The organism is Pseudomonas monsensis, assembly GCF_014268495.2.
GTDB classification, from domain to species: Bacteria; Pseudomonadota; Gammaproteobacteria; order Pseudomonadales; family Pseudomonadaceae; genus Aquipseudomonas; species Aquipseudomonas monsensis.
This window is the reverse complement of sequence record NZ_CP077087.1, coordinates 6,015,120-6,040,507: the sequence shown is the minus strand read 5'-3', so window position 1 is coordinate 6,040,507 and position 25,388 is coordinate 6,015,120. Positions and strand designations below refer to the sequence as shown.

The 25,388-nt window shown below is 60.8% G+C and carries 19 protein-coding genes; 13 read left to right on the top strand and 6 right to left on the bottom strand.

The annotated features are described in order from the left end of the window. The first annotated feature begins 129 nt into the window (after positions 1-129). Positions 130-576: a response regulator gene (locus HV782_RS26765; protein WP_123469346.1), complete on the top strand. Its 447-nt coding sequence runs from the start codon at positions 130-132 to the stop codon at positions 574-576. A gap of 403 nt (positions 577-979) precedes the next feature. On the opposite strand, the gene HV782_RS26760 is transcribed toward HV782_RS26765, so the two are convergent. Next, positions 980-3,157: a malate synthase G gene (locus HV782_RS26760; RefSeq protein WP_186746513.1), complete on the bottom strand. Its 2,178-nt coding sequence runs from the start codon at positions 3,155-3,157 to the stop codon at positions 980-982. A 497-nt stretch (positions 3,158-3,654) separates the two neighbouring features. On the opposite strand from HV782_RS26760, the gene HV782_RS26755 reads away from it, so the two are divergent. Further along, entirely contained in the window at positions 3,655-4,173 is a 519-nt protein-coding gene (locus HV782_RS26755; protein WP_007966538.1) for a glycine cleavage system transcriptional repressor, read from the top strand. A gap of 223 nt (positions 4,174-4,396) precedes the next feature. Here HV782_RS26755 and rarD read toward each other — a convergent pair whose 3' ends face one another. From rarD to HV782_RS26730, 5 genes are all read right to left on the bottom strand, one after another. After that, positions 4,397-5,284 (bottom strand): EamA family transporter RarD, encoded by an 888-nt coding sequence (gene rarD, locus HV782_RS26750; RefSeq protein WP_128616267.1) that lies wholly within the window; start codon positions 5,282-5,284, stop codon positions 4,397-4,399. A gap of 205 nt (positions 5,285-5,489) precedes the next feature. After that, positions 5,490-6,464: a serine/threonine protein kinase gene (locus HV782_RS26745; protein WP_123469338.1), complete on the bottom strand. Its 975-nt coding sequence runs from the start codon at positions 6,462-6,464 to the stop codon at positions 5,490-5,492. Positions 6,465-6,629: 165 nt separating this feature from the next. Further along, positions 6,630-8,531: a PhoX family protein gene (locus HV782_RS26740; protein ID WP_186746516.1), complete on the bottom strand. Its 1,902-nt coding sequence runs from the start codon at positions 8,529-8,531 to the stop codon at positions 6,630-6,632. Positions 8,532-8,602: 71 nt separating this feature from the next. Next, positions 8,603-9,367, bottom strand: coding sequence for a TOBE domain-containing protein (locus HV782_RS26735; RefSeq protein WP_123469334.1), 765 nt, complete (start codon positions 9,365-9,367; stop codon positions 8,603-8,605). A gap of 187 nt (positions 9,368-9,554) precedes the next feature. Further along, positions 9,555-10,289 (bottom strand): ComF family protein, encoded by a 735-nt coding sequence (locus HV782_RS26730; RefSeq protein WP_186746519.1) that lies wholly within the window; start codon positions 10,287-10,289, stop codon positions 9,555-9,557. Positions 10,290-10,380: 91 nt separating this feature from the next. Between HV782_RS26730 and bioB the strand changes: the two genes are divergently transcribed. The 11 genes from bioB (at position 10,381) to HV782_RS26675 (ending at position 25,265) form a co-directional block, all read left to right on the top strand. Continuing rightward, positions 10,381-11,436, top strand: coding sequence for a biotin synthase BioB (gene bioB / locus HV782_RS26725; RefSeq protein ID WP_128616182.1), 1,056 nt, complete (start codon positions 10,381-10,383; stop codon positions 11,434-11,436). A 161-nt stretch (positions 11,437-11,597) separates the two neighbouring features. Next, positions 11,598-12,776 carry an 8-amino-7-oxononanoate synthase gene (gene bioF, locus HV782_RS26720; protein WP_123469328.1) on the top strand — a complete coding sequence of 393 codons (1,179 nt, stop codon included), beginning with the start codon at positions 11,598-11,600 and terminating at the stop codon, positions 12,774-12,776. After that, positions 12,769-13,500 carry an alpha/beta fold hydrolase gene (locus HV782_RS26715; RefSeq protein ID WP_186746522.1) on the top strand — a complete coding sequence of 244 codons (732 nt, stop codon included), beginning with the start codon at positions 12,769-12,771 and terminating at the stop codon, positions 13,498-13,500. The genes bioF and HV782_RS26715 overlap by 8 nt, the downstream gene beginning before the upstream one ends. Beyond that, positions 13,493-14,302 (top strand): malonyl-ACP O-methyltransferase BioC, encoded by an 810-nt coding sequence (gene bioC / locus HV782_RS26710; protein ID WP_186746524.1) that lies wholly within the window; start codon positions 13,493-13,495, stop codon positions 14,300-14,302. Before HV782_RS26715 ends, bioC begins: the two co-directional genes overlap by 8 nt. Then, positions 14,299-14,979 (top strand): dethiobiotin synthase, encoded by a 681-nt coding sequence (gene bioD / locus HV782_RS26705; protein ID WP_123469322.1) that lies wholly within the window; start codon positions 14,299-14,301, stop codon positions 14,977-14,979. Before bioC ends, bioD begins: the two co-directional genes overlap by 4 nt. A gap of 120 nt (positions 14,980-15,099) precedes the next feature. Continuing rightward, complete coding sequence (locus HV782_RS26700) at positions 15,100-15,396, top strand: pyrroloquinoline quinone biosynthesis protein PqqE (protein ID WP_186746526.1); 297 nt, start codon at positions 15,100-15,102, stop codon at positions 15,394-15,396. Between the two features lie 274 nt (positions 15,397-15,670). Beyond that, the gene (locus HV782_RS26695; RefSeq protein ID WP_186746528.1) at positions 15,671-17,476 is read left to right on the top strand and encodes a phenylacyl-CoA dehydrogenase; all 1,806 of its coding nucleotides are present in this window, start codon (positions 15,671-15,673) and stop codon (positions 17,474-17,476) included. A 271-nt stretch (positions 17,477-17,747) separates the two neighbouring features. After that, a complete protein-coding gene (locus HV782_RS26690) occupies positions 17,748-19,850 on the top strand; it encodes a cytochrome-c peroxidase (protein WP_186746530.1) in 2,103 nt (700 codons plus the stop codon). Between the two features lie 198 nt (positions 19,851-20,048). After that, the gene (locus HV782_RS26685) at positions 20,049-21,338 is read left to right on the top strand and encodes a GGDEF domain-containing protein (protein ID WP_123469314.1); all 1,290 of its coding nucleotides are present in this window, start codon (positions 20,049-20,051) and stop codon (positions 21,336-21,338) included. A 90-nt stretch (positions 21,339-21,428) separates the two neighbouring features. Then, entirely contained in the window at positions 21,429-23,225 is a 1,797-nt protein-coding gene (locus HV782_RS26680; RefSeq protein ID WP_186746532.1) for an acyl-CoA dehydrogenase C-terminal domain-containing protein, read from the top strand. Between the two features lie 261 nt (positions 23,226-23,486). Then, entirely contained in the window at positions 23,487-25,265 is a 1,779-nt protein-coding gene (locus HV782_RS26675; RefSeq protein WP_123469308.1) for an acyl-CoA dehydrogenase C-terminal domain-containing protein, read from the top strand. Positions 25,266-25,388: the final 123 nt, after the last annotated feature.

Here is a 25,388-nt window from a genome sequence, read left to right as displayed (position 1 = left end):
CTACAAAAACAGTCGGAAATTCGCCCGCCGGCCTCTTGGAAAAAAATCCGACGAAGTGCACATTGAAGCTCTGCTTAGCGATGTCTGACGACTGTGCCAGGTGATTGATTTGAACACGTAGAGAACGCTATGTCCGACCACGATATTTTGAGCGATGCCGAGCGAGAAGCGCTCAGTGCAGTCATGCTCGAGCCTGACTTGCCACCGCAGCGTGTGCTGATCGTCGATGACGACAAGGACGCCCGGGAGCTGTTGTCGGAGATTCTCGCGTTGGATGGCATTCGTTGCATGACCGCCGCCAGTGGCGAGACGGCGCTGAAGATGCTCGAGGAAAAACCTTCGATCGGGCTGGTGATTACCGATCTGCGCATGGGCCATGTCGGTGGGCTTGAGCTGGTCCGTCAGGTGCGAGAGTCGGTAAGGGCGGCGATGCCGATCATCATCGTGTCCGGCGATGCCGATGTGAAAGACGCGATTGCGGCGATGCATTTGAGCGTGGTGGATTTTTTGCTCAAGCCGATTGATACGGGCCAGTTGTTGGCGTTGGTGAAACATGAATTGGGGATTGAACCCTAAGAGCCCCTCACCCTCACCCTCACCCTAGCCCTCTCCCGGAGGGAGAGGGGACTGACCGCGGTGAATGTTTGAGGTACACCGACCTGAGATTCCCGAGTCGAACTCCGGTTTTGAAAGCACAAAGATCGGCTCCCTTTCCCTTCTACCCTTGGCAACTCCTGAGCCGAGCTCAGATTTTGAAAAGCACAGAGATCGGCTCCCTTTCCCCTCTACCCTTGGCAATTCCTGAGCCGAGCTCAGATTTTGAAAAGCCTATAAATCCGCTCCCTTTCCCCCTCTCCCCCCTGGGGGAGAGGGCTGGGGTGAGGGGGATGGTTCTCAAGCCCACCACAAAAATCCAATCCACCGCACAAACAAAAAAGCCCTGATCTCTCGACCAGGGCTTTTTCACATCTACGCAAATTTACAGGCCATTGGCAGCCTTGAACTCGCGACGACGACGGTGCAGCACCGGCTCGGTATAGCCGTTGGGCTGCTTGGTGCCTTCGATCACCAGTTCGACCGCCGCCTGGAAGGCGATGTTGCTGTCGAAGTCCGGCGCCAGCGGACGGTACAGCGGGTCGTTGGCGTTCTGACGGTCGACCACCGGCGCCATGCGCTTGAGGCTTTCCATCACTTGCGCTTCGGTGACGATACCGTGGCGCAGCCAGTTGGCGATGTGCTGACTGGAAATACGCAGCGTGGCACGGTCTTCCATCAGGCCGACGTCATTGATGTCCGGCACTTTCGAGCAACCGACGCCCTGGTCGATCCAGCGCACCACGTAACCGAGAATGCCCTGGGCGTTATTGTCCAGTTCGTTCTTGATTTGCTCCGGCGTCCAGCTCGGGTTGACCGCCAGCGGAATGGTCAGGATGTCGTCCACCGAGGCGCGGGCACGTTTGGCCAGTTCGGCCTGACGGGCGAACACGTCGACCTTGTGGTAGTGCAGCGCATGCAGCGCAGCAGCCGTTGGCGACGGAACCCAGGCGGTGTTGGCACCGGCCAGCGGGTGCGCGATTTTCTGCTCGAGCATCGCGGCCATCAGGTCAGGCATCGCCCACATGCCTTTACCGATTTGCGCGCGACCTTGCAGGCCAGTGCTCAGACCGATATCGACGTTCCAGTTTTCGTAGGCGCCGATCCACTTCTCGGCCTTCATGTCGGCCTTGCGCACCATCGGGCCGGCTTCCATCGAGGTGTGGATTTCGTCGCCGGTGCGGTCGAGGAAACCGGTGTTGATGAACACCACGCGCTCGCTGGCGGCCTTGATGCAGGCCTTGAGGTTGACCGTGGTGCGGCGCTCCTCGTCCATGATCCCGACTTTCAGCGTATTGCGTTTCAGCCCCAGCACGTCTTCGATGCGACCGAACAGCTCGTTGGTGAACGCCGCTTCTTCCGGGCCGTGCATCTTCGGTTTCACGATGTAAATGGAACCGGTTCGAGTGTTCTTGCGCGAGGTATTGCCGTTGAGGTTGTGCATCGCCGCGAGGCAAGTGACCAGACCGTCAAGGATGCCTTCCGGCACTTCGTTGCCGTGTTTGTCGAGGATCGCGTCGATGGTCATCAAGTGGCCAACGTTACGCACGAACAACAACGAACGGCCGTGCAGGGTCACTTCACCGCCATTCGGCGTGGTGTAGCTGCGATCCGGGTTCATGGTGCGGGTGAAGGTCTGGCCGCCCTTGGCGACTTCTTCGGACAGGTCGCCCTTCATCAGGCCGAGCCAGTTGCGGTAGATCACCACTTTGTCGTCGGCATCGACGGCGGCCACGGAGTCTTCGCAGTCCATGATGGTGGTCAGTGCCGCTTCCATCAGGACGTCTTTGACGCCGGCAGCGTCGGTCTGGCCGACCGGGGTGCTGGCGTCGATCTGGATTTCGAAGTGCAGACCGTTGTGTTTCAGCAGGATCGCGATGGGCGCGTTGGTGTCGCCCTGGAAGCCGATCAGCTGAGCATCGTTACGCAGGCCGGTGTTGCTGCCGCCCTTGAGGGAGACCAGCAGTTTGCCGTCAACGATCTTGTAACCGGTGGAGTCGACGTGGGAGCCGGCAGCCAGTGGCGCGGCTTCGTCGAGGAAGGCACGGGCGAAGGCGATGACTTTGTCGCCACGCACCTTGTTGTAGCCTTTGCCTTTTTCCGCGCCACCGTCTTCGCTGATCGCGTCGGTGCCGTAGAGGGCGTCGTACAACGAGCCCCAGCGGGCGTTCGAGGCATTGAGAGCGAAGCGGGCATTCATCACCGGCACCACGAGTTGCGGACCGGCAGTACGGGCGATTTCATCGTCGACATTTTGCGTCGTTGCCTGGAAATCAGCCGCTTCTGGCAGCAGATAACCGATTTCTTGCAGGAAGGCTTTGTAGGCTACAGCGTCGTGCGCTTTGCCGGCACGTTCCTGATGCCAGGCATCAATGCGAGCCTGGAAGTCATCGCGTTTGGCGAGTAGGGCTTTGTTCTTCGGTGCCAGGTCGTGAATGACCTTGTCGGCACCTTCCCAGAATTGTTCGGCGGTGAGGCCGGTACCGGGAATGGCTTCGTTGTTCACGAAGTCGAACAGGACTTTGGCGACCTGCAGGCCACCGACTTGAACGTGTTCAGTCATTGCTTGCCTCACTCTGCTCAGCTATTTCGCTTTTCAGCTCTTCAATTTAACAATGAAGCCTCTGGCCATTTAAACCACAAACCTTCCGACCAGTACATGCCATTGCTGGCGGCTGGGCTGGGACCAATCAACGGCTTGGGGCCTTGCTGACGGGGCTTTCAAGGTTGCGAACGTGCCTTGGGCAGACATCGGTCCAGCGTTATGTAGTGCGCGCTGCGGCATACTACATGATGAGTTGCGCTTGTGAAAATCAGACTAATAACGTCGTTCTGCGACCTCATGTCGCATTGCGGTCACATCGCGGAACGGGATGTTCTCAAAAAACCATTGGATTGTTCCAGTTAAATATCAAAAGTTGTACACATAAATACGGTTCGCCTGCCAGGGCACCGCTTGGCACGCACCCTTGCCACAAGTACACCGCACTGCAAGCCGATTTGGGCCCCTTGCCTATACTTGCCTTTCTATAACAAAAGTCATGACAAGAGGGCTGCGCCATGGACCATCTCGTACTCACTGTTTTCGCCCCGGACAAGCCCGGGCAGGTCGAGCGCATCGCCCAATGCATCGCCGAGCACGGTGGTAACTGGCTGGAAAGCCGCATGTCACGCATGGCCGGGCAGTTCGCCGGGATTTTGCGGGTGGGCGTGCCGGCGGAGGCTTACGACGAATTAGTCGATTCCCTACAAGCACTGTCGGCGCAGGGCATTCGCGTGCTGATTGCCGAAAGCGGCATCGAGCAATCCTGCACCTGGAAACCGATCGCCATGGAGCTGGTAGGCAATGATCGCCCCGGGATCGTGCGTGACATCACCCGGCTGCTGAGCGAGCAGGGCGTCAACCTTGAACGTTTGGTGACCGAAGTGCGCCCGGCACCGATGAGCAGCGAACCGCTGTTCCACGCCGAGGCGATTCTGGCGGTGCCGCTGACCTTGTCCCTGGACGTGCTGCAATCGCGTCTGGAAACCCTGGCCGATGATCTGATGGTCGAACTGGTGTTACGCACCGACGTTTAAGGCGTATTCGGGTTATCCAGTTTTAACGTGCACCTGCCTGTGGATAACCTGTAGAGACCGGGCGCAGCGCCAGGCCGGCCGGGGCTTGCGAAGAACTGATCAAAAAACCGCCAGCATTCAGTGACTTGCGCACAATCGGCGGGGATCACGCTGTGGATAACCTTGGGAAGGAATGTTGCAGGCCACGATAACCGTGGCCTGCAAAGCTTTGTGCGTTTTTTGATCAACTGCGTCGACGCAAACTGATCACGGCGTCGACGCTGTAAACGGCCAGCCCCGCCCAGATAAAGATGAACGCGACCAGAGTGCTCGACGACAAGTGCTCGCCGAACAGCAATACCGCTTGCAGCAGCACCAGGGTTGGCGCCAGGTATTGCAGGAAGCCGATGGTGGTGTAGGGCAAATGGCGGGTGGCGGCGTTGAAGCACACCAGTGGTACCAGCGTGACCGGCCCGGCGGCGACCAGCCACCAAGCGGCCGAGGTGGTCCAGAACTCGGGTTGCGCGCTGCTCGCGGTCTGGTTGAACAACAGCCAGGCCACGGCGATGGGCACCAGCATCCAGGTTTCCACCACCAGCCCCGGCAGCGCCTTGACCGGCGCCTGCTTGCGGATCAACCCGTAGAAACCGAAGGTCAGCGCCAGCACCAGCGACACCCACGGCAAGCTGCCGACCTGCCACACCTGCTGCGCCACGCCGACCGCTGCCAGGCCGACGGCGATCCACTGCATGCGCCGCAGGCGTTCGCCGAGAATCAGCATCCCCAGCAGCACGTTGACCAGTGGGTTGATGTAGTAACCGAGGCTCGCTTCCAGCATGCGGCCGTTGTTCACCGACCACACGTAAGTCAGCCAGTTGGCCGCGATCAGCGTGCCGCTCAGGGCCAGGATCGCCAGACGCTTGGGGTTGTCCAGCAACTCGCGCAACCAGCCGGGATGCTTCCACACCATCAGCAACAAGGCGCCGAACAGCGCCGACCACAGCACCCGGTGAATGATGATTTCGACCGCCGGGACTTCGGCGATGGCTTTGAAATAGATCGGGAACAGGCCCCAGATGATGTAGGCACTGAGGCCCAGAATGTACCCGCGACGCGGGTTGGCGGCTTGCATGCAGAGTCCTTGCTTAGGCAGCTATCAAAGCAGGGATTGTAAGGAGATTTGTCGACGAATGCCTGAGCTGATTGGTCAGAAAAGTGTGAACACAGAACCCATGTGGGAGCGAGCTTGCTCGCGAATACGGACTGACATTCAACATTATGCTGACTGACATGACGCCTTCGCGAGCAAGCTCGCTCCCACAGGGTTCAGGTTTTAATCAGAAGAGTTTCAGGGGTTCTTCATTCAGCGCGGACAGCTGTTCACGCAACGCCAACACCTGATCGCCCCAATAACGCTCGGTGCCGAACCACGGAAAGCTGTGCGGGAACGCCGGGTCATCCCAACGCCGCGCCAGCCAGGCGCTGTAGTGCATCAGGCGCAGGGCGCGCAGCGGTTCGATCAGCGCCAGTTCACGCGGGTCGAAGTCATGGAATTCGTTGTAGCCGTCCATCAGTTCCGACAGTTGGCCGAGGCATTCCTGACGGTCGCCGGCCAGCATCATCCAGATGTCTTGCACCGCCGGCCCCATGCGGCAGTCGTCGAGGTCGACGATGTGGAACATCTCGTCGCGGCACATCATGTTGCCGGGGTGGCAGTCGCCGTGCATGCGGATGTTCTGGTGCGGCGTGGCGGCGTACACATCTTCCACGCGTTTGAGCAGGTCGCGGGCGACGGACTCGTAGGCGGGCAACAGGCTCTTGGGAATGAAGTTGCCTTCGAGCAGCGTGCTCAGCGAATCATGGCCGAAGTTTTTCACCCCCAGCGCTTCACGGTGCTCGAACGGCTTGGTTGCGCCGACCGCATGAATCCGTCCGAGCAACTGGCCGAGGCGATACAGCTGATCGAGATTGCCCGGCTCCGGGGCACGGCCGCCGCGACGGGGAAACAGGGTGAAACGGAAACCGGCGTGTTCGTGCAGGGTCTGGCCGTTGTGGATAAGTGGCGCAACCACCGGGATCTCGACGTCGGCCAGTTCGAAGGTGAACTGGTGTTCTTCGAGGATGGCTTCGTTGGTCCAGCGCTGCGGACGGTAGAACTTGGCGATCAGCGGTTCGGAGTCTTCGATACCGACCTGATAGACACGGTTTTCGTAGCTGTTTAGCGCGAGGATGCGCGCATCGCTCAGGAACCCGATGCTTTCGACGGCATCGAGTACAAGGTCGGGAGTGAGGGTTTCAAACGGGTGGGCCATGCTGACTCCTGCGCGCAGCAGGCTGCTGCGTCCGGCCCGGCATGGTAGCGCAGATGGCAGCGGGGTAGTTGGTTGGTGTCTGATCGGTCCTTTCGCGAGCAAGCTCGCTCCCACAGTGGATCGCATTCCAAATGTGGGAGCGAGCTTGCTCGCGAAGGCGATGGATCAGGCGCCGACTATTCCGCCGTCCTCACGGGTAATCGCCATCACCGAAGAGCGCGGCTTGCCATTCGGCAAATGCTCGGGGAAGGTCGAACCGCCGTTCTCGCCCGGATGCTGAATTCCGACAAACAAGGTCTTCTGATCCGGCGAGAAGCTGATCCCGGTCACTTCACAACCAATCGGCCCGACCATGAAGCGGCGAATCTCGCCGGTTGCCGGATCGGCGCAAAGCATCTGATTGTTGCCCATCCCGGCAAAGTCCCCGGCGTTGCTCGAGTCGCCGTCGGTAAGAATCCACAAGCGCCCGGCCTTGTCGAAACCCAGGCCGTCGGGGCTGTTGAACATGTTCTGCGGGGTGATGTTGGAGGAGCCACCCTTCGGCGTCCCGGCATGCACGCCCGGGTTGCCGGCGACCACGAACAGGTCCCAGGCAAACGTCTTCGACGCGTGATCGTCGCGGTCGGTGCGCCAGCGCAGGATCTGCCCGTAGACGTTCTTCTCGCGCGGGTTCGGGCCGCCCACCGGCTGGCCGTCTTCGCCGCGTTTGGCGTTGTTGGTCAGGGTGCAATAGACCTGGCCGTCCTTCGGACTGACGACGATCCATTCCGGGCGGTCCATGCGCGTCGCGCCAACGACACTGGCAGCGAGGCGGGCGTGGATCAGCACTTCGGCCTGATCGGCGAAACCGCTGCTGGCGTCGATGCCGTTCTTGCCGTGGGTCAGTTCGATCCACTGGCCCTGGCCTTTCGGGTGATCGGGATTGCCGTCGCCGGCATCGAACTTGGCCACGTACAGGGTGCCGTGGTCGAGGATGTCGCGGTTAGCCTTGGCGTTGCGGTGGTTGATGCGATCGCGGCTGACGAATTTGTAGATGAACTCGCCACGCTCGTCGTCGCCCATGTACACCACGGCGCGACCGTCGTCGGTCTCGGCCAGGGCGGCGTTTTCATGTTTGAAGCGGCCCAGCGCGGTGCGTTTGACCGGGGTCGATTGCGGGTCGAACGGGTCGATCTCGACCACCCAGCCGTGACGGTTGAGTTCGTTGGGGTTCTTCGCCATGTCGAAACGCGGGTCGAACGGGTGCCAGTTGATCTCGCGGCTGGCGGCCGACACGCCGTAGCGTTTCTGCGCCGGGTCGAACTGCTGCTGGGCGTTGCTGCTGCCGAAGCAGTCGGTGAAGTTCTCTTCGCAGGTCAGGTAGGTGCCCCACGGCGTCTTGCCGTTGGCGCAGTTCTGGAACGTGCCGAGGACTTTTTTGCCGTGCTTGTCGGCGGCGGTTTTCATCAGCTCGTGACCCGCGGCCGGGCCACTGATGCGCAGCGGTGAATTACCGTGAATCCGGCGGTTGTAACGCGAGCCCTGGACGAACTGCCACTGGCCGTTCTTGCGCTGCACTTCGATCACCGACACACCTTCGCAGGCCAGCGCCTTGCGCACGTCTTCGGCCGATTGCGGCATGCCGCCGTGCGGGTAGAGGTAGCGGTAATTGGTGTATTCGTTGTTGATTGCCATCAACGCGCGGTTTTTGTCGTCGGGGAAGGCGAACAGGCTCATGCCGTCATTGTTGTCACCGAACTGCACTTCCTGTGCAGCAGCGGTGCCATTGCCGCTCGGGTCGAAGGCCGGACCGTTCTTGTGCAGCGGCTGCCCCCAACTGATCAGCACCGAAGATTTGTAACCCTTGGGCAGGCTGATAACGTCGGTGGTCGCGGCGGGAATGCTCTCGAAACCGAGCAGGCGACTGTTGCCGGCGCTGACGCTGGCTGCCATGACGCTGCGGCTCAGCAAGTTGCCGCCGAGGAACATCGCGGCACCGCACAAGGCCCCGGCGCTGATGAAACCGCGACGGCTGAGGCCGACCATTTTTTCCAGATCGGTGGATTGGTTTTCTTCTAATATGCTCACATCAGGCTCCCTGCATGGTTTTGGCAGCAACCTTAATGGGGGGCGATGAAGCTTTTGTGGCAGAAGGTCCGTTACAGCGGCGTGCCGATCAATACATTGGACGGCGAGAACTGCACCTGCACCGGTTGCTCGATACCCAGCCCGCACGTGCGAAGGTGCAGCGGCTCAGCCAGCGCGCAGAGGGTGTGGCCGTTGGGCAGGGTGATGCGCACTTCGCTGGGGCCGTCTTCGGCGTCGAGAATGGCTTCGAGGGTGCCGCTCAGAAGATTGTGTCCAGATGTTGCAGCTTGGTCCGGCGCGAGCAATTCAAGCCAGCCGGCCTTGATCAGTGCCACCACTTCCGTGCCCGGCTGCAGTTCCAGGTGCACAGTGCTGTCGTGGGTGATCTGCGCATTGATCCACAGGCCTTCGGCCAGTTCCAGGCGAACCAGGTCGTTGCGGCCCTGCGCCTCGATCGCCACGACTTTGCCGTGCAACTGGTTGCGAGCGCTGGTGCGCAGCATCAGCCGACCGAGCAGATCGAGATCGCTGGCGTCTTCCGCCGCTTCCAGAACCTGTGCCTGCAAGGCTTGCAATTTCTGGTAAAGGCGCAGCACGCGTTCGCCTTCACTGGACAGTTTCGCGCCGCCACCGCCCTTGCCACCGACGACGCGTTCGACCAGCGGTTTCTGCGCCAGGTTGTTCAGTTCATCAATGGCGTCCCACGCCGCTTTGTAACTCAGCCCGGCGCTTTTTGCGGCGCGGGTGATCGAACCCTGTTCGGCAATGTGTTGCAGCAGGGCGATGCGCTGCGGACGGCGGACGATGTGCTGGGACAACAGGGAAGGCATGGACATGAAAGGGCGCTTTTTTTGCTGTGGCGGTGAGGGGGGAAGTTGGTCGCTTGCAACGGGAGAGTCAAGCCTGACGCAGAACCCTGTGGGAGCTAGCTTGCTCGCGAAAGCGGCGAGTCAGTCAACGTTGATTTTGAATGGGCTGGCCCCTTCGCGAGCAAGCTCGCTCCCACAGGGGATTGTGTTGGTTTCAGGTACCGGGTTTCGGCGTGCGGGCCAGGCAATAGACATCGACCCGCGCAGCGCCTGCGTTCAGCAGCAGGCGCGCAAGCGTTTGAGCCGTCGCGCCAGTAGTCAGCACATCATCAACCAACGCCAAATGCCGGCCTTGTACCTGCGAATCTGGCACGAGTTCGAACGCATTGCGCAGATTACCTTTACGCGCCTTGGCGTCGAGATCCTGCTGGGCGTCGGTGTCCTTGATGCGGCGCAGAACCGTTTCTTCACACGGCAGCCCCAGCGACTGACTCAACCAGCGCGCCAACATCGCAGCCTGGTTGAACCCGCGTTGACGCAGACGTTTGTTCGCCAGCGGCACTGGCAACAACACATCCGGACGCGGCAACCCCTCATCGAAACGATGTTGCAGGTATTGTCCGGCAACGTCGGCGAGCAGGTGACCAAACGGCCATTTCGCGTTGTGTTTAAAGCGCGTAATCAAACTGTCGACCGGGAAGCCATAGCGCCACGGCACCACCACCTGTTCGAACGCCGGAGGCTCTAGCAGGCACTCGCCACAGGTCAGGTCGGCGGCGGAGAGTGGCAGGGCGCAGCGCTGGCAATGGTCGCCGAGCCATGGCAGTTCGGTTTCGCAGGCCACGCAGAGGGGCGTTTTTTCGTCTGCAGGCTCATCGCACAGTAAGCAGGTCTGTACGTTTTTTAAACAGATGTAAACCTGTCCTTTGTATCGTGGTTGACAGCGCATGACTCTTCCTTAAATATGCCGAACATCCGTGTAGCGCCTGTGGGTATTCTGTTTCCCCGGTCGCGAGCCAAGCATAACCAAGGAACTACCCATGAGCGCGAGCACTACTGCCACCCTGCGTCACGACTGGTCTCTGGCCGAAGTCAAAGCCCTCTTCGTACAGCCATTCAACGACTTGCTGTTCCAGGCGCAGACCGTGCACCGCGCACACTTCAACGCCAACCGCGTGCAGGTTTCGACCCTGCTGTCGATCAAGACCGGCGCCTGCCCGGAAGACTGCAAGTACTGCCCACAGTCCGGTCACTACAACACCGGTCTGGAAAAAGAAAAGCTGATGGAAGTGCAGAAGGTTCTCGAAGAGGCCGCCCGCGCCAAAGCCATCGGTTCGACGCGCTTCTGCATGGGCGCGGCGTGGAAACACCCGTCGGCCAAAGACATGCCGTACGTGCTGAAGATGGTCGAAGGCGTGAAAGCCATGGGCCTGGAAACCTGCATGACCCTCGGTCGTCTCGATCAGGAGCAGACCGCAGCGCTGGCCAAGGCCGGCCTCGATTACTACAACCACAACCTCGACACCTCGCCTGAGTTCTACGGCAGCATCATCACCACCCGTACTTACAGCGAGCGCCTGCAGACCCTGGCCTACGTGCGTGAGTCGGGAATGAAGATCTGCTCCGGCGGTATTCTCGGCATGGGCGAGTCGCTGGACGACCGCGCCAATCTGCTGATCCAGTTGGCCAACCTGCCGGAGCATCCGGAATCGGTGCCGATCAACATGCTGGTGAAGGTCGCCGGCACGCCGCTGGAAAACGCCGACGATGTTGATCCGTTCGACTTCATCCGTATGCTCGCCGTAGCGCGCATCCTCATGCCGCAATCCCACGTGCGCCTGTCCGCCGGCCGCGAAGCGATGAACGAGCAGATGCAGGCCCTGGCGTTCTTCGCCGGCGCCAACTCGATTTTCTACGGCGACAAGTTGCTGACGACGGCCAACCCGCAGGCTGACAAGGACATGCAACTCTTCGCACGTCTGGGCATTCAGCCGGAAGCGCGCGAAGAGCATTCCGATGAAGTGCACCAGGCGGCGATCGAGCAGGCGCTTGTGGAGCAGAAGAGCAGCGAGCAGTTCTATAACGCCGCGGTCTGATTTTTTTGATGCGATACAAAACCCTGTGGGAGCTGGCGCGCCAGCGATAGCGGACTGGATGGCAACATCTATGTCGAATGTGCCGCCGCCATCGCTGGCGAGCCAGCTCCCACAGGCGCTGTGTCCATCGTGATTCATGTGATCTGACTGTCGAGGCCTGCATGTCTTTCGATCTCGCCGCACGCCTTGCTGCCCGTCGTGCCGAAAATCTCTATCGCCAGCGACCGCTGCTCGAGTCCCCGCAAGGGCCTGAAGTGGTGGTCGACGGCCAGCCGTTGCTGGCGTTCTGTAACAACGATTACCTGGGCCTGGCCAATCACCCGCAGGTGATCGAAGCCTGGCGTGCCGGCGCCGCGCGTTGGGGCGTGGGTGGCGGGGCGTCGCATCTGGTGATCGGCCATAGCGCCCCGCACCATGCCCTCGAAGAAGCGCTCGCCGATCTCACCGGTCGCCCGCGTGCGCTGCTGTTCACCACCGGTTACATGGCCAACCTCGGCGCGGTCACGGCGCTGGTCGGGCAGGGTGATACGGTGCTGGAAGACCGCCTCAACCACGCCTCGTTGCTGGATGCGGGGCTGTTGTCCGGCGCGCGCTTCAATCGTTATCTGCACAACGATGCCGACAGCCTGGCCAAGCGTCTGGAGAAAGCCACCGGCAATACGCTGGTGGTTACCGATGGCGTGTTCAGCATGGACGGTGATATTGCCGACCTGCCCGCACTGGCCCGTGAAGCCAAAGCCAAAGGCGCGTGGTTGATGGTCGATGATGCCCACGGTTTCGGGCCGCTGGGCGCGAACGGCGGCGGCATCGTCGAGCATTTTGGTTTGAGCCAGGAGGATGTGCCGGTGTTGGTCGGCACCCTCGGCAAAGCCTTCGGCACCGCCGGCGCCTTTGTTGCCGGCAGCGCGGAGCTGATCGAAAGCCTGATCCAGTTCGCCCGGCCCTACATCTACACCACCAGCCAGCCGCCCGCGCTGGCCTGTGCCACGCTGAAAAGTCTGGAGCTGCTGCGCACCGAGCATTGGCGCCGCGAGCATCTTCAAACGTTGATCCGCCAGTTCCGCCACGGTGCCGGGCAGATCGGCCTGCAACTGATGGACAGTTTCACCCCGATCCAGCCGATTCTGATCGGCGATGCCGGTCGCGCCGTGCGCCTGTCGCAGATGTTGCGCGAACGTGGACTGATGGTCACCGCCATTCGTCCACCGACCGTGCCTGCTGGCAGCGCTCGGCTGCGCGTCACCCTGACCGCCGCCCACAGCGAGGCGCAGGTGCAGCTATTGTTAGAAGGACTGGCGGATTGCTTTGCCCAATTGTCGTCGGAGCCAAGCCATGCGTAATCGTCTGATTCTGTTGCCCGGCTGGGGCCTCGGCGTTTCGCCGCTGGAACCTTTGGCGGCGGCGTTGCAGGGCCTCGATGAACATTTGCATGTCGAGATCGAACCGTTGCCAGAGCTGGACTCCAGTGACCCGCAAGACTGGCTCGACGAACTCGATGAGCGCATCGCGCAAGACGTCTGGCTCGGCGGTTGGTCGCTGGGCGGCATGCTCGCGTCCGAACTGGCGGCGCGCCGTGGCGAACGGTGCTGCGGGTTGCTGACGCTGGCGAGCAATCCATGCTTCGTTGTCCATGAGCAATGGTCGAGCGCAATGCCGGGCGAGACGTTCGATGCCTTTCTCGCTGGCTGTAATGCCGACCCGCGCACCACCCTCAAACGTTTCTCGCTGTTGTGTGCCCAAGGCGCGCAGGACTCGCGCGGTCTGTCCCGGTTGATGCTCGGTGGCGCGCCGCACACCGCTGTGCCTGCACTAATGGGCGGGCTGGAATTGCTCGCGCAACTGGACACCCGCGAAGCGTTGCAAAGCTTTCGCGGGCCGCAGTTTCATCTGTTTGCCGGCCTCGATGCATTGGTACCGGCCGAGGCGGCGGGCGCATTGTTCGCCCTGCTGCCGGATATCGAAATTGGTCTGATCGAACAGGCCAGCCACGGATTTCTGCTGGAAGACCCGCACGGAGTAGCGGGTGCGATCCAGGCGTTTTTACATGAGTGCGCCGATGACTGATCTGTCTCTTGTGCTGCCGGGTGGCTTGCCTGACAAGCGCCAGGTTGCAGCCTCCTTTTCCCGTGCAGCGGCCAGTTACGACAGCGTCGCCGAGTTGCAACGGGATGTCGGTGCGCAGTTGCTGCGGCGCTTGCCGGTAAATTTTGTCCCATCGCGCTGGCTGGATGTGGGCTGTGGTACCGGGTATTTCACTCGCGCACTGGCCGAGCGTTTTGTCGCCGGTCACGGCGTGGCGCTGGACATTGCCGAGGGCATGCTCACTCACGCACGGCCGTTGGGTGGTGCTCAGCACTTCATCGCCGGTGATGCGGAGCGTCTGCCGCTGCATGATGAAACCTGCGATCTGATCTTCTCCAGCCTCGCCGTGCAGTGGTGTGCGGATTTTGAAGCGGTACTCGGCGAAGCGTTTCGCGTGCTCAAGCCCGGCGGGTTTTTTGCGTTTGCTAGTCTTTGTGTCGGGACGCTGTTTGAGTTGCGCGACAGCTGGCGTCAGGTCGATGGCCTGGTGCACGTCAACCGCTTCCGCGAGTTCGCCCGGTATGAGCAGTTGTGCGCAGCCAGTGGTTTGCGCACGGCGAGTCTGCAGACTCAGGCGCACGTGCTGCATTACCCGGATGTGCGCAGCCTGACCCATGAGCTCAAGGCGCTGGGTGCGCACAATCTGAATCCCGGCCGGCCGGGCGGTTTGACCGGGCGGGCGCGGATTCTCGGACTGGTCGAGGCTTACGAGCAGTACCGTCAGGCACAGGGATTGCCGGCGACCTATCAAGTGGTTTACGCCGTGTTGGAGAAACCCTTATGAGCGCAGCCTATTTCATCACCGGAACGGACACGGATGTGGGCAAGACCACCGTGGCTGCCGGGTTGCTGCATGCGGCGCGGTCAGCAGGGTTGAGTACGGCGGCGGGCAAACCGGTGGCGTCCGGCTGCGAGGTGACGCCGAAGGGGTTGCGTAATGCCGACGCCCTGGCGCTGCTCGCCGAGTGTTCGGTGCCGCTGAGTTATCAACAGGTCAATCCGGTCGCGTTCGAGCCGGCCATTGCTCCGCATCTGGCGGCGCGCGAGGCGGGCGTTGCGCTGACGGTGCAGTCGTTGCTGACGCCGATGCGCGCCATTCTGGCCATGAACGCCGACTTCACCTTGATCGAAGGTGCGGGCGGCTGGCGGGTGCCGTTGGCTGATCAGGACAATCTGTCCGATCTGGCGATTGCATTGAAGTTGCCGGTAATTCTGGTGGTCGGCGTGCGGTTGGGGTGCATCAGCCATGCGTTGCTGACGGCCGAGGCGATTGCCCGCGATGGTCTGCAACTGGCGGGGTGGGTGGCGAATATCATCGACCCGAAGACTTCCCGGCTGGAGGAGAACCTTGCCACGCTGGCCGAGCGGATTCCGGCGCCGTGCCTGGGGCGGGTGCCGAAGCTCAAGGCGTTGAGTGCCGAAGCGGTGGCGGAGCATTTGCAACTGGATCTGCTCGACTAGGCTTAGCCCATGAAGGCTGGCTATGAGCAGGCACTGTGCCATTAGTGTTTTTGACGGGTGTTTTTCTGGCACGTCTGATTCAATGGCGCCTATTGATCCTTCCCAAGGATGAGCGCTTTCATGGAAATCTCCGGTAACACAGCTTTTTATGCGGGTTTGAGCTCGATTCAGACCGGGCAGAATCGTGTCGATCAGGCAGCCAGCCAGATCGCCAACAGCACCATTGAGCGCTCGGTGACCAGCCAGTCGTCCGAAGTTCAGGTCGATCGCCTGCGTGGTGTCGATCGTTCGCAGCAATCGGATCTGGCCAGCAATATGGTCGAGATGTCACAAGGCAAGATTCAGGCGGAGCTGGGCGTCAAAGTCGCCAAGGCTTCCGATGAAATGCTCGGTACGATCATCGATACGTTTGCCTGATTTTTTGCTGCATGCCTGAACAACGCCGCGCCTTGTCGCGGCGTTTTGCGTTGTAAGTCCTTCTTCCTCAACTAATCTTTTTTCAGTACCTGTGGCGCGTTGGCGTCCATGGCGGTTTGCTGTGTCTGGCGTTTGAAAGAAGGGAAGACGAACGGCAAAAGATCGACGCTTGACAAGATTTCGGCGTAAACGTATGTTTCAAACAACTGTTTGACCGTCACAACAAATCAACACGGTCGTTCATTCCCGGTTACATCAGCAGAGGTTTATCGCTATGCCTGACTACAAGGCCCCCTTGCGTGATATTCGCTTCGTTCGTGACGAACTGCTCGGCTACGAAGCGCACTATCAGAGCCTTCCGGCTTGCGCAGACGCAACTCCAGACATGGTTGACGCCATTCTCGAAGAAGGCGCCAAGTTTTGTGAGCAGGTACTGGCACCGCTGAACCGTGTGGGCGACCTCGAAGGTTGCACCTGGAGCGAGTCCGGCGTGAAAACCCCGACGGGCTTCAAAGAGGCGTACAAGCAATTCGTTGAAGGCGGCTGGCCAAGCCTGGCGCATGACGTCGAGCACGGTGGTCAAGGCCTGCCGGAGTCGCTGGGTCTGGCCGTCAGCGAAATGGTCGGTGAAGCCAACTGGTCGTGGGGCATGTACCCAGGCCTGTCGCACGGTGCGATGAACACCATCTCCGAGCACGGCACCCCTGAGCAGCAAGAAGCCTATCTGACCAAACTGGTTTCCGGCGAATGGACCGGCACCATGTGCCTGACCGAACCGCACTGCGGCACCGACCTGGGCATGCTGCGCACCAAGGCCGAACCTCAGGCCGACGGTTCCTACAAAGTTTCCGGCACCAAGATTTTCATCTCGGCCGGCGAACACGACATGGCCGACAACATCGTCCACATCGTGCTGGCTCGTCTGCCGGATGCACCGGCTGGCACCAAAGGCATTTCCCTGTTCATCGTTCCAAAGTTCCTGCCGAATGCCGATGGCACCCTCGGTGCACGCAACGCCGTGAGCTGCGGTTCGCTGGAACACAAGATGGGCATCCACGGCAACGCCACTTGCGTGATGAACTTCGACGGCGCCACCGGTTTCCTGATCGGCCCGGCGAACAAAGGCCTGAACTGCATGTTCACCTTTATGAACACCGCACGTCTGGGGACCGCGCTGCAGGGGCTGGCCCACGCCGAAATCGGCTTCCAGGGTGGTCTGAAATACGCTCGCGATCGTTTGCAAATGCGCTCCCTGACTGGCCCGAAAGCGCCGGAAAAAGCTGCCGACCCGATCATCGTGCACCCTGACGTACGTCGCATGCTGTTGACCATGAAGGCGTTCGCCGAAGGCAACCGCGCGATGGTGTACTTCACCGCCAAACAGGTCGACATCGTCAAATACGGCGTCGATGAAGAAGAGAAGAAGAAGGCCGATGCGCTGCTGGCGTTCATGACGCCAATCGCCAAGGCGTTCATGACCGAAGTCGGTTTCGAAGCGGCCAACCACGGCGTGCAGATCTACGGCGGTCACGGTTTCATCGCCGAGTGGGGCATGGAGCAGAACGTTCGCGACAGCCGCATTTCGATGCTGTACGAAGGCACCACCGGCATCCAGGCACTCGACCTGCTGGGCCGTAAAGTGCTGATGACCCAAGGCGAGGCTCTGAAAGGCTTCACCAAGATCGTCCACAAGTTCTGCCAGAACAACGAAGGCAACGAAGCCGTTAAAGAGTTCGTTGCACCGCTGGCAGCACTGAACAAAGAGTGGGGCGAGCTGACCATGAAGGTCGGTATGGCCGCCATGAAAGATCGCGAAGAAGTCGGCGCGGCCTCCGTGGACTACCTGATGTACTCCGGTTACGCCTGCCTGGCCTACTTCTGGGCCGACATGGCGCGTCTGGCAGCCGAGAAGCTGGCAGAAGGCACTGGCGACGCAGCGTTCTACACCGCCAAGCTGCAAACCGCGCGCTTCTACTTCCAGCGCATCCTGCCACGTACCCGTACTCACGTGGCCACCATGCTGTCGGGCGCCAACAACCTGATGGACATGAAAGAAGAAGACTTCGCACTGGGCTACTAAGCCTTAACGCGGTCGCTTGAAAACCGCTGCTCCTTTAGGGGCAGCGGTTTTTTTTGCGCTGAATTCATCCCCAACTCTGGGGGCGATTCCCCAGCAGAAACGGTGGCTGTCAGCGCACGGCCCTCTGCGTTTATTGATGCAAAATGTTTCTACAGGAGCTGGCCAATTAATTGCACTGCGCCCATTAACCGGCGCAAACGAGACATCCAGTCCTGCTCCACGACGCCTCTCGCCCGGCAAAACGCATAACAACAACGTCAGGGTGAAGCACATGAACATCTGCCGACTTGTCTGGTCAGCCCTTGCACTCGCCACTTTCAACACGCTGGCCGCTGCACCGGCCGAAGTCGATCCGCCCGTCCCGGAAATACCCAGCCTGCAGTCCTTGCGGGGCATGGTTCCGCCCGACCCATCCGGAACCGAGGGCGGGCGCAAGGTCGACCTGATGAGCGACTACGTGCTCAACCGCTCCGCAGCGATCCTGCTGGGCAAGGCGCTGTTCTGGGACATGGAAGTCGGCAGCGATGGCGCCACGGCGTGTGCGTCCTGCCACTACCACGCCGGCGTCGATCACCGCATCACCAACCAGCTCAACCCCGGTCAGGCGCACACCAATGCCAACGTTGCCTCGATCTTCAACAAACCCTTTGTCGCCTCGGATATTCCCGGCGACGTGGCGTCTTACGCGACGTTGTCCGGCGGCAAGGGCGGGCCGAACTACACGTTGAAAAAGAGCGATTTCCCGACCCACGTATTGAGCAACCCACTGGATCGCAACTCGCCGATTGTTTACTCGAGCGATGACGTGGTCGGCTCGCAAGGCGTGTTCGATGCCAACTTCGTCAAACCCAATCAGCCGCGATTCGACAAATGCACGCAGCAACCGGACGGGATCTTTCAGGTCGGCGGCATCAATGTACGACGCAGCACCGGGCGTAATGCGCCGTCGGTGATCAATGCGGCGTTCAACGTGCGCAATTTCTGGGACGGGCGGGCCAACAACGTGTTCAACGGTTTTTCGCCGTTCGGCAATCGTGATCCCGATGCCGGCATTTACGTGACCAGCGAGCGCAACCCCGTGGCGACCAAAGTCAGACTCGCACTCAACAATGCGTCTGCCGCTTCGCAAGCGGTAGGCCCACCTGGCAGCGCGGTGGAAATGTCCTGCGGCGGTCGCACCTTTGCCGACATCGGCCGACGCATGCTCGACCAGTTGATGCTCAAGCAACAGCGGATTTCCTCCAGCGACTCCGTGCTCGCGCCCGTATCCGGTGCGCGGCGTCCGACTTATCGCGAGCTGATCAAGAATGCTTTTCAGCCACGCCTGTGGAATGCCACGCAAAACGTGCTGGTCGGCGGCGCGCCGTACACGCAGATGGAGGCCAATTTCCCGCTGTTCTTCGGTCTGGCGATTCAGATGTACGAATCGACATTGATCTCTGATCAGGCGCCGATCGACGCCTACCTGCAGGGCGACTCAACCGCGATGAGCGCGCAGCAAGTCGAGGGCATGAACCTGTTCCTCGGCAAGGGCAAATGCGTCAATTGCCATGGGGGCCCGGAGCTGACCAATGCTGCCAGCCGCTTGCTGATGCATCCGCGCGAACGCATCGAACGCATGGTCATGGCCGATAACCTGACCACGCTCTACGACAACGGCTTCTACAACACCGGCGTGCGCCCGACCTCCGAAGACCTGGCCCTCGGTGGCTCGGATGCCTGGGGCAATCCATGGTCGTTCAGCCGTCAGTACAACAAGGTGTTGCAGGGCGCCAGCATTCCCGATCCGTTGGACGTCGACGTGTGCACCTTCGAAGCGCCACTCAGCGCAGCGATCCCGTGCGACGCCTCGCTCAAACCCAATGTCGGCTTCCGCGATTCGGTCGATGGCGCCTTCAAAACCCCGACCCTGCGTAATATTGCGTTGACCGGCCCGTACTTCCACAACGGCAGCCGCGCCACACTCAAGCAGGTGATGGAGTTCTACAACCGTGGCGGCGACCGCCGTGGCGAGGACGCCAACAACACCAGCGGCTTCGAACATCCGGCGGCGAATCAGCACAACACCTCGAATCTTGATCCGGACATGACCAGCCTCAACCTGACGCCTGAGGAGATCGACGCACTGGTGAAATTCATGGAAGTCGGCCTGACCGATCCGCGCGTGGCGTGGGAGCGGGCGCCGTTCGATCATCCGTCGCTGGTCCTGCCACAAGGTGAGATCGGTGACGAAAACGCCGTAACCCAACGGCCAGCCAGCCCGAAAGTCACCACCCGCCAAGCTTCGGACGCGTTGTTCTCGCTCAAGCCCTATGGCGCCGAAGGACGCAGCCCGGCGGAGGGGCCGTTACTGCCGTTCTACAACGATCTTTGAGGGATAATTCCAGGCCTGGCCATCAGTCATGATGGCCATCGGCTCGCTGGAGGCAAAAAACTTGGCAAATCGCTCAGATAGTCAGGTTTTCTGCCGTTAAAGAGACTGCATGTGATCTGGATCACAATGCGTGTGCTTAACTGGCCACATTGCAGGCACAATGCCATCTCTTTGATATGACGGGTCGGAGCTTTACCCTTGCCGCGTTCTTCCGCTGTACGTTTCAGTCATTTCCTGCCATCACTGCTGTTGTTACTTGCGGGGTTGGCGGCTGCGTACGTCAAAGACCTCAACGTGTTCTTCACTTCGCTGTTCAACGTGTTGCCGACGTTGGTGCTGTTGCTGGGCGGCGCGTATTGCGCGGTTTACCGCCGTCAGCGCGAACTGTTTCTGATGCTCACCGTGTACATCGCCTACTTTCTGCTCGACACCCAGACCGACTATTACCGCGACAACGGCAAGGTGCGCGACGACGCCGCCGTGGTGTTCCACCTGGTCTGCCTGCTGCTGCCCTTGCTGTTCGGTCTGTTTGCGGCGTGGCAAGAACGCACCCACCTGTTTCAGGACATGGTCGCGCGGTTCGCGGTGTTGCTCGCTTTTGGCAGTGTCGCCCTCGGTCTTGAGCAGAGTTATCCACAGGCGCTGCTGATGTGGCTCTCGGAGATCCGCTGGCCAGCGCTGCACGGCGCGTGGATGAGCCTGATCCAGATGTCCTATCCGGTATTCCTCTCGGCATTCCTGCTGTTGGCCTGGCAATACTGGCGTAACCCGCGTCCGCTGCATGCGGCGCAACTGGTCGGCTTGCTCGGTGTGTTCTGGATGCTGCCGAAAACCTTCATCCTGCCGTTCACCCTGAACATCATGTGCAGCCAGGTGATGCTGATGATTGCTGCCGCCGTGGCGCACGAAGCCTATCAAATGGCCTTTCGCGATGAGCTCACCGGTCTGCCGGGGCGGCGCGCACTCAACGAACGTATGCAACGCCTCGGCCGTAACTATGTGCTGGCGATGAGCGACGTTGATCACTTCAAGAAATTCAACGACACCCACGGCCACGATGTCGGTGACCAGGTGTTGCGTCTGGTCGCCAGCAAGCTGTCGAAAATCAGCGGTGGCGGTAGGGCATATCGCTATGGTGGTGAGGAATTTGCCTTGGTGTTCGCAGGCAAAACCCTCGAGGAATGCATGCCGCACCTGGAAGTTATCCGCGAGTCGATTGCGTCCTACAACATTCAACTGCGCAATCAGGAAAACCGTCCGCAGGATGACCAGCAAGGTCGCCAGCGCCGCAGTGGCGCCGGTGCGTCCAGTGTTTCGGTGACGGTCAGCATTGGCGTCGCCGAACGCGTCGAGCAGCGCACGCCGGAAGAAGTGCTCAAATCCGCCGACCAGGCGCTGTACAGCGCCAAAGGTGCGGGGCGTAACTGCGTGATGGCGTTTGGGCAGAACCGCCGTGGCGCGGTGCGTATGGACAATGCTGCAGGTTGAGTGATGATCGCGCATTCAGCGTCTGGACAGTGATTGTGGGGCGTAGTGGCCAGCAGTAGGTTGAAACCATCTGCTGACGGAGAAGCCACCATGCCCGAGTACAAAGCTCCCCTGCGCGACATGCGCTTTCTGATCGACCACGTCTTCGATTTCCACACCCAATACGCCGCGCTCGGCGCCCACGACGCCAGCCCGGACATGATCAACGCGATCCTCGAAGAGGGCGCGAAGTTCTGCGAGAACGTTCTGGCGCCACTCAATCGCAGCGGCGACGAAGAGGGCTGCCACTTCGACAGCGGCGTGGTGACAACGCCTGCAGGTTTCAAAGAAGCGTTCGCGCAATACGTCGAGGGCGGCTGGCACGGTCTGGCGGCAGATCCGGCTTACGGTGGCCAGGGCCTGCCGAGTTCGCTGGGGCTGGTGATCAGCGAAATGGTCGGCTCCAGCAATACGTCCTGGGGCATGTACCCGGGCCTGACTCATGGCGCGATGTCGGCCATCCACGCCCACGGCACCGCCGAACAGAAAGACACGTACCTGAGCAAGCTCACCGCCGGCCAGTGGACCGGCACCATGTGCCTGACCGAAGCGCATTGCGGCACCGACCTGGGCATCATCAAGACCCGCGCCGTGCCCCAGGCCGACGGCAGTTATGCAGTTACCGGCAGCAAGATTTTCATCTCTGCCGGCGAGCACGACATGAGTGACAACATCATCCATCTGGTGTTGGCCAAACTGCCGGATGCGCCCGCCGGGACCAAGGGCATTTCGCTGTTTATCGTGCCCAAGTTCCTGCCGGACGCAGCGGGCGAAGCGGGCGAGCGCAACGGCGTTTCCTGCGGTTCGATCGAACACAAGATGGGCATCAAGGCCTCGGCCACCTGCGTGCTGAACTTCGACGGCGCCAAGGGCTTTCTGATCGGCGAGCCGAACAAGGGCCTCAACTGCATGTTCACCATGATGAACCATGCACGCCTCGGCACCGGGATGCAGGGCTTGTGCCTGGGCGAGGCGAGTTTCCAGGGCGCGGTCAAATACGCCAACGACCGCTTGCAGATGCGCGCCCTGACCGGCGCCAAGGCCCCGGACAAACCGGCCGACCCGATCATCGTTCATCCAGACGTGCGGCGCATGCTGTTGACCATGAAAGCCTTCAACGAGGGCAATCGTGCGCTGACCTATTTCACCGCGCAGCTGCTCGATGTCGCGCACCTGGGCAGCGACGCCGAGGCGCGGCAGGAGGCCGAAGACCTGTTGGCGTTCCTCACACCGATCTGCAAGGCGTTCATGACCGACACCGGGCTGGAAGTGACCAACCACGGCATGCAGGTGTTCGGCGGTCACGGCTTCATTCGTGAATGGGGCATGGAGCAGTTGGTTCGCGATTGCCGGATTGCGCCGATCTATGAAGGCACCAACGGCATTCAGGCGCTGGATCTGCTCGGTCGCAAGGTGCTGGGCAGTCAGGGCAAGTTGTTGCGCGGGTTCACCAGAATCGTCCACAAGTTCTGCGCGGCCAACGCGGGGCATCCTCAGTTGGGCAGCTTTGTCGCGCAGCTCAATGAACTCAATCAGCAGTGGGGCGAGCTGACCATGCAGGTCGGTATGGCGGCGATGAAAAACCCGGACGAAGTCGGCGCCGCATCGGTGGATTACCTGATGTACAGCGGTTACATCATTCTGGGTTATCTGTGGTTGCGCATGGCGCTGGTGGCGCAGGCGCAGCTGGAGGCGGGTGAGGGGGACGGGGATTTCTGTCGGGGTAAATTGGCGACCAGCGAGTTCTATTTCAAGCGCTTGTTGCCGCGCACGGCTGCGCATCGGGCGGCGATCGAAGCGGGGAGTGAGTGTTTGATGAAGCTGCCGGCGGCGTTGTTTGCACTCTGATACCACTTTCTGTGGCGAGGGCGCTTGCTCCCGCTTGAGTGCGCAGTGCTCACCGATCGGGGGGCGGCTTCGCACCCTAGCGGGAGCAAGCGCCCTCGCCACAGTTTTTTGCGTCCTTTGAGTATCGGCTCAAGCTGGTGACTAAAAATAACAAAACAGTCACCGGTTGACCCTATGTGTCGCAAAAGTTGTTGGGGTACACTCCAGCTCAACGAAAACATCATTCCACGAATCACCTGTTTAGATCTTGCGAGGTTTGCCATGGCTGACTACAAAGCGCCGCTGCGCGATATGCGCTTCGTCCTCAATGAAGTGTTCGAGGTCTCGAAACTGTGGGCCGAACTGCCGGCACTGGCCGAGACCGTCGACGCCGAAACTGTTGAAGCCATCCTCGAAGAAGCCGGCAAGGTCACCAGCAAAAGCATCGCCCCTCTGAGCCGTGCCGCCGACGAAGAAGGCTGCCACTGGGCGGACGGCGCCGTCACCACCCCGGCCGGTTTCCCACAGGCTTATCAGACTTATGCCGAAGGCGGTTGGGTTGGCGTGGGTGGCGATCCAGCCTACGGCGGCATGGGTATGCCCAAAGCCGTGTCGGCCCAGGTCGAAGAAATGGTCAACTCCGCCAGTCTGTCCTTTGGTCTGTACCCGATGCTGACGGCCGGCGCCTGCCTGTCGATCAACGCCCACGCCAGCGAAGAGCTGAAAGCGGCGTACCTGCCGAACATGTACGCCGGCGTCTGGGCCGGTTCCATGTGCCTGACCGAGCCGCACGCTGGCACCGACCTGGGCATCATCCGCACCAAGGCCGAACCTCAGGCCGACGGTTCCTACAAGGTCAGCGGCACCAAGATCTTCATCACCGGCGGTGAGCACGACCTGACCGAAAACATTATTCACCTGGTGCTGGCCAAACTGCCGGACGCCCCGGCCGGCCCGAAAGGCATTTCGCTGTTCCTGGTGCCGAAGTTCATGGTCAATGCCGATGGCAGCCTCGGCGCGCGCAACCCGGCGAACTGCGGTTCGATCGAACACAAGATGGGCATCCAGGCCTCCGCGACCTGCGTGATGAACTTCGATGAAGCTGTCGGTTATCTGGTCGGCGAGCCGAACAAAGGCCTGGCGGCGATGTTCACCATGATGAACTACGAGCGTCTGGGCGTCGGCATCCAGGGCCTGGCCACCGGCGAGCGCTCGTACCAGAACGCCATTGAATATGCCCGCGATCGCCTGCAAAGCCGTTCACCGACCGGCGCGCAGAACAAGGACAAGGTCGCCGACCCGATCATCGTCCACCCGGACGTGCGTCGCATGCTGCTGACCATGAAGGCGTCCAACGAGGGTGGCCGTGCGTTCTCCACCTATGTGGCGATGCAGCTCGACACTGCCAAGTTCAGCGAGGACGCGACGACGCGTAAGCGCGCTGAAGATCTGGTGGCGCTGCTGACGCCGGTGGCCAAGGCGTTCCTGACCGACCTGGGCCTGGAAACCACTGTCCACGGCCAGCAGATTTTCGGCGGCCACGGCTATATCCGCGAGTGGGGCCAGGAACAACTGGTGCGTGACGTGCGCATCACCCAGATCTACGAAGGCACCAACGGCATTCAGGCGCTGGACCTGGTCGGGCGCAAGATCGTGGGTAGCGGCGGGGCGTTCTACAAGCTGTTCGCTGACGAGATCCGTCATTTCACCGCGACTGCCAGCGCTGACCTGGGCGAATTCACCAAGCCGCTGAACGACGCCGTCGACACCCTCGACGAGTTAACCGCATGGCTGCTGGACCGGGCGAAAACCAATCCGAACGAAATCGGCGCGGCTTCGGTCGAATATTTGCAAGCGTTCGGTTACACGGCTTATGCCTACATGTGGGCACTGATGGCCAAGGCCGCGTTGGGCAAGGAAGCGCAGGATGATTTCTACGCCAGCAAGCTGGGTACCGCGCGTTTCTATTTCGCCCGTCTGCTGCCGCGCATTCACTCGTTGAGCGCGTCGGTGAAGGCCGGTAGCGAGTCGCTGTTCCTGCTGGATGCGGCGCAGTTCTGATGCGATGACGTCATGTAAGCATTCTCTTACATGACGTGCTGCTGTTCTCCCATAGGCGTAGATTGGATCCAGAGCTAATCTACATTTCATGGACGTCGCGCAGGAAGCGCAAAGCAACAACAC

Excerpts from the sequence above, each read along its gene's own strand:
- HV782_RS26755 (WP_007966538.1), top strand. The coding sequence starts at position 3,655 with ATGGACCATCTCGTACTCACTGTTTTCGCCCCGGACAAGCCCGGGCAG.
- HV782_RS26730 (WP_186746519.1), bottom strand. The coding sequence starts at position 10,289 with ATGCGCTGTCAACCACGATACAAAGGACAGGTTTACATCTGTTTAAAA.
- bioD (WP_123469322.1), top strand. The coding sequence starts at position 14,299 with ATGAGCGCAGCCTATTTCATCACCGGAACGGACACGGATGTGGGCAAG.
- bioF (WP_123469328.1), top strand. The coding sequence starts at position 11,598 with ATGTCTTTCGATCTCGCCGCACGCCTTGCTGCCCGTCGTGCCGAAAAT.
- HV782_RS26760 (WP_186746513.1), bottom strand. The coding sequence starts at position 3,157 with ATGACTGAACACGTTCAAGTCGGTGGCCTGCAGGTCGCCAAAGTCCTG.
- HV782_RS26695 (WP_186746528.1), top strand. The coding sequence starts at position 15,671 with ATGCCTGACTACAAGGCCCCCTTGCGTGATATTCGCTTCGTTCGTGAC.
- HV782_RS26700 (WP_186746526.1), top strand. The coding sequence starts at position 15,100 with ATGGAAATCTCCGGTAACACAGCTTTTTATGCGGGTTTGAGCTCGATT.
- HV782_RS26680 (WP_186746532.1), top strand. The coding sequence starts at position 21,429 with ATGCCCGAGTACAAAGCTCCCCTGCGCGACATGCGCTTTCTGATCGAC.
- HV782_RS26715 (WP_186746522.1), top strand. The coding sequence starts at position 12,769 with ATGCGTAATCGTCTGATTCTGTTGCCCGGCTGGGGCCTCGGCGTTTCG.
- HV782_RS26735 (WP_123469334.1), bottom strand. The coding sequence starts at position 9,367 with ATGTCCATGCCTTCCCTGTTGTCCCAGCACATCGTCCGCCGTCCGCAG.
- bioC (WP_186746524.1), top strand. The coding sequence starts at position 13,493 with ATGACTGATCTGTCTCTTGTGCTGCCGGGTGGCTTGCCTGACAAGCGC.
- HV782_RS26675 (WP_123469308.1), top strand. The coding sequence starts at position 23,487 with ATGGCTGACTACAAAGCGCCGCTGCGCGATATGCGCTTCGTCCTCAAT.
- HV782_RS26765 (WP_123469346.1), top strand. The coding sequence starts at position 130 with ATGTCCGACCACGATATTTTGAGCGATGCCGAGCGAGAAGCGCTCAGT.
- rarD (WP_128616267.1), bottom strand. The coding sequence starts at position 5,284 with ATGCAAGCCGCCAACCCGCGTCGCGGGTACATTCTGGGCCTCAGTGCC.
- HV782_RS26745 (WP_123469338.1), bottom strand. The coding sequence starts at position 6,464 with ATGGCCCACCCGTTTGAAACCCTCACTCCCGACCTTGTACTCGATGCC.
- HV782_RS26690 (WP_186746530.1), top strand. The coding sequence starts at position 17,748 with ATGAACATCTGCCGACTTGTCTGGTCAGCCCTTGCACTCGCCACTTTC.
- bioB (WP_128616182.1), top strand. The coding sequence starts at position 10,381 with ATGAGCGCGAGCACTACTGCCACCCTGCGTCACGACTGGTCTCTGGCC.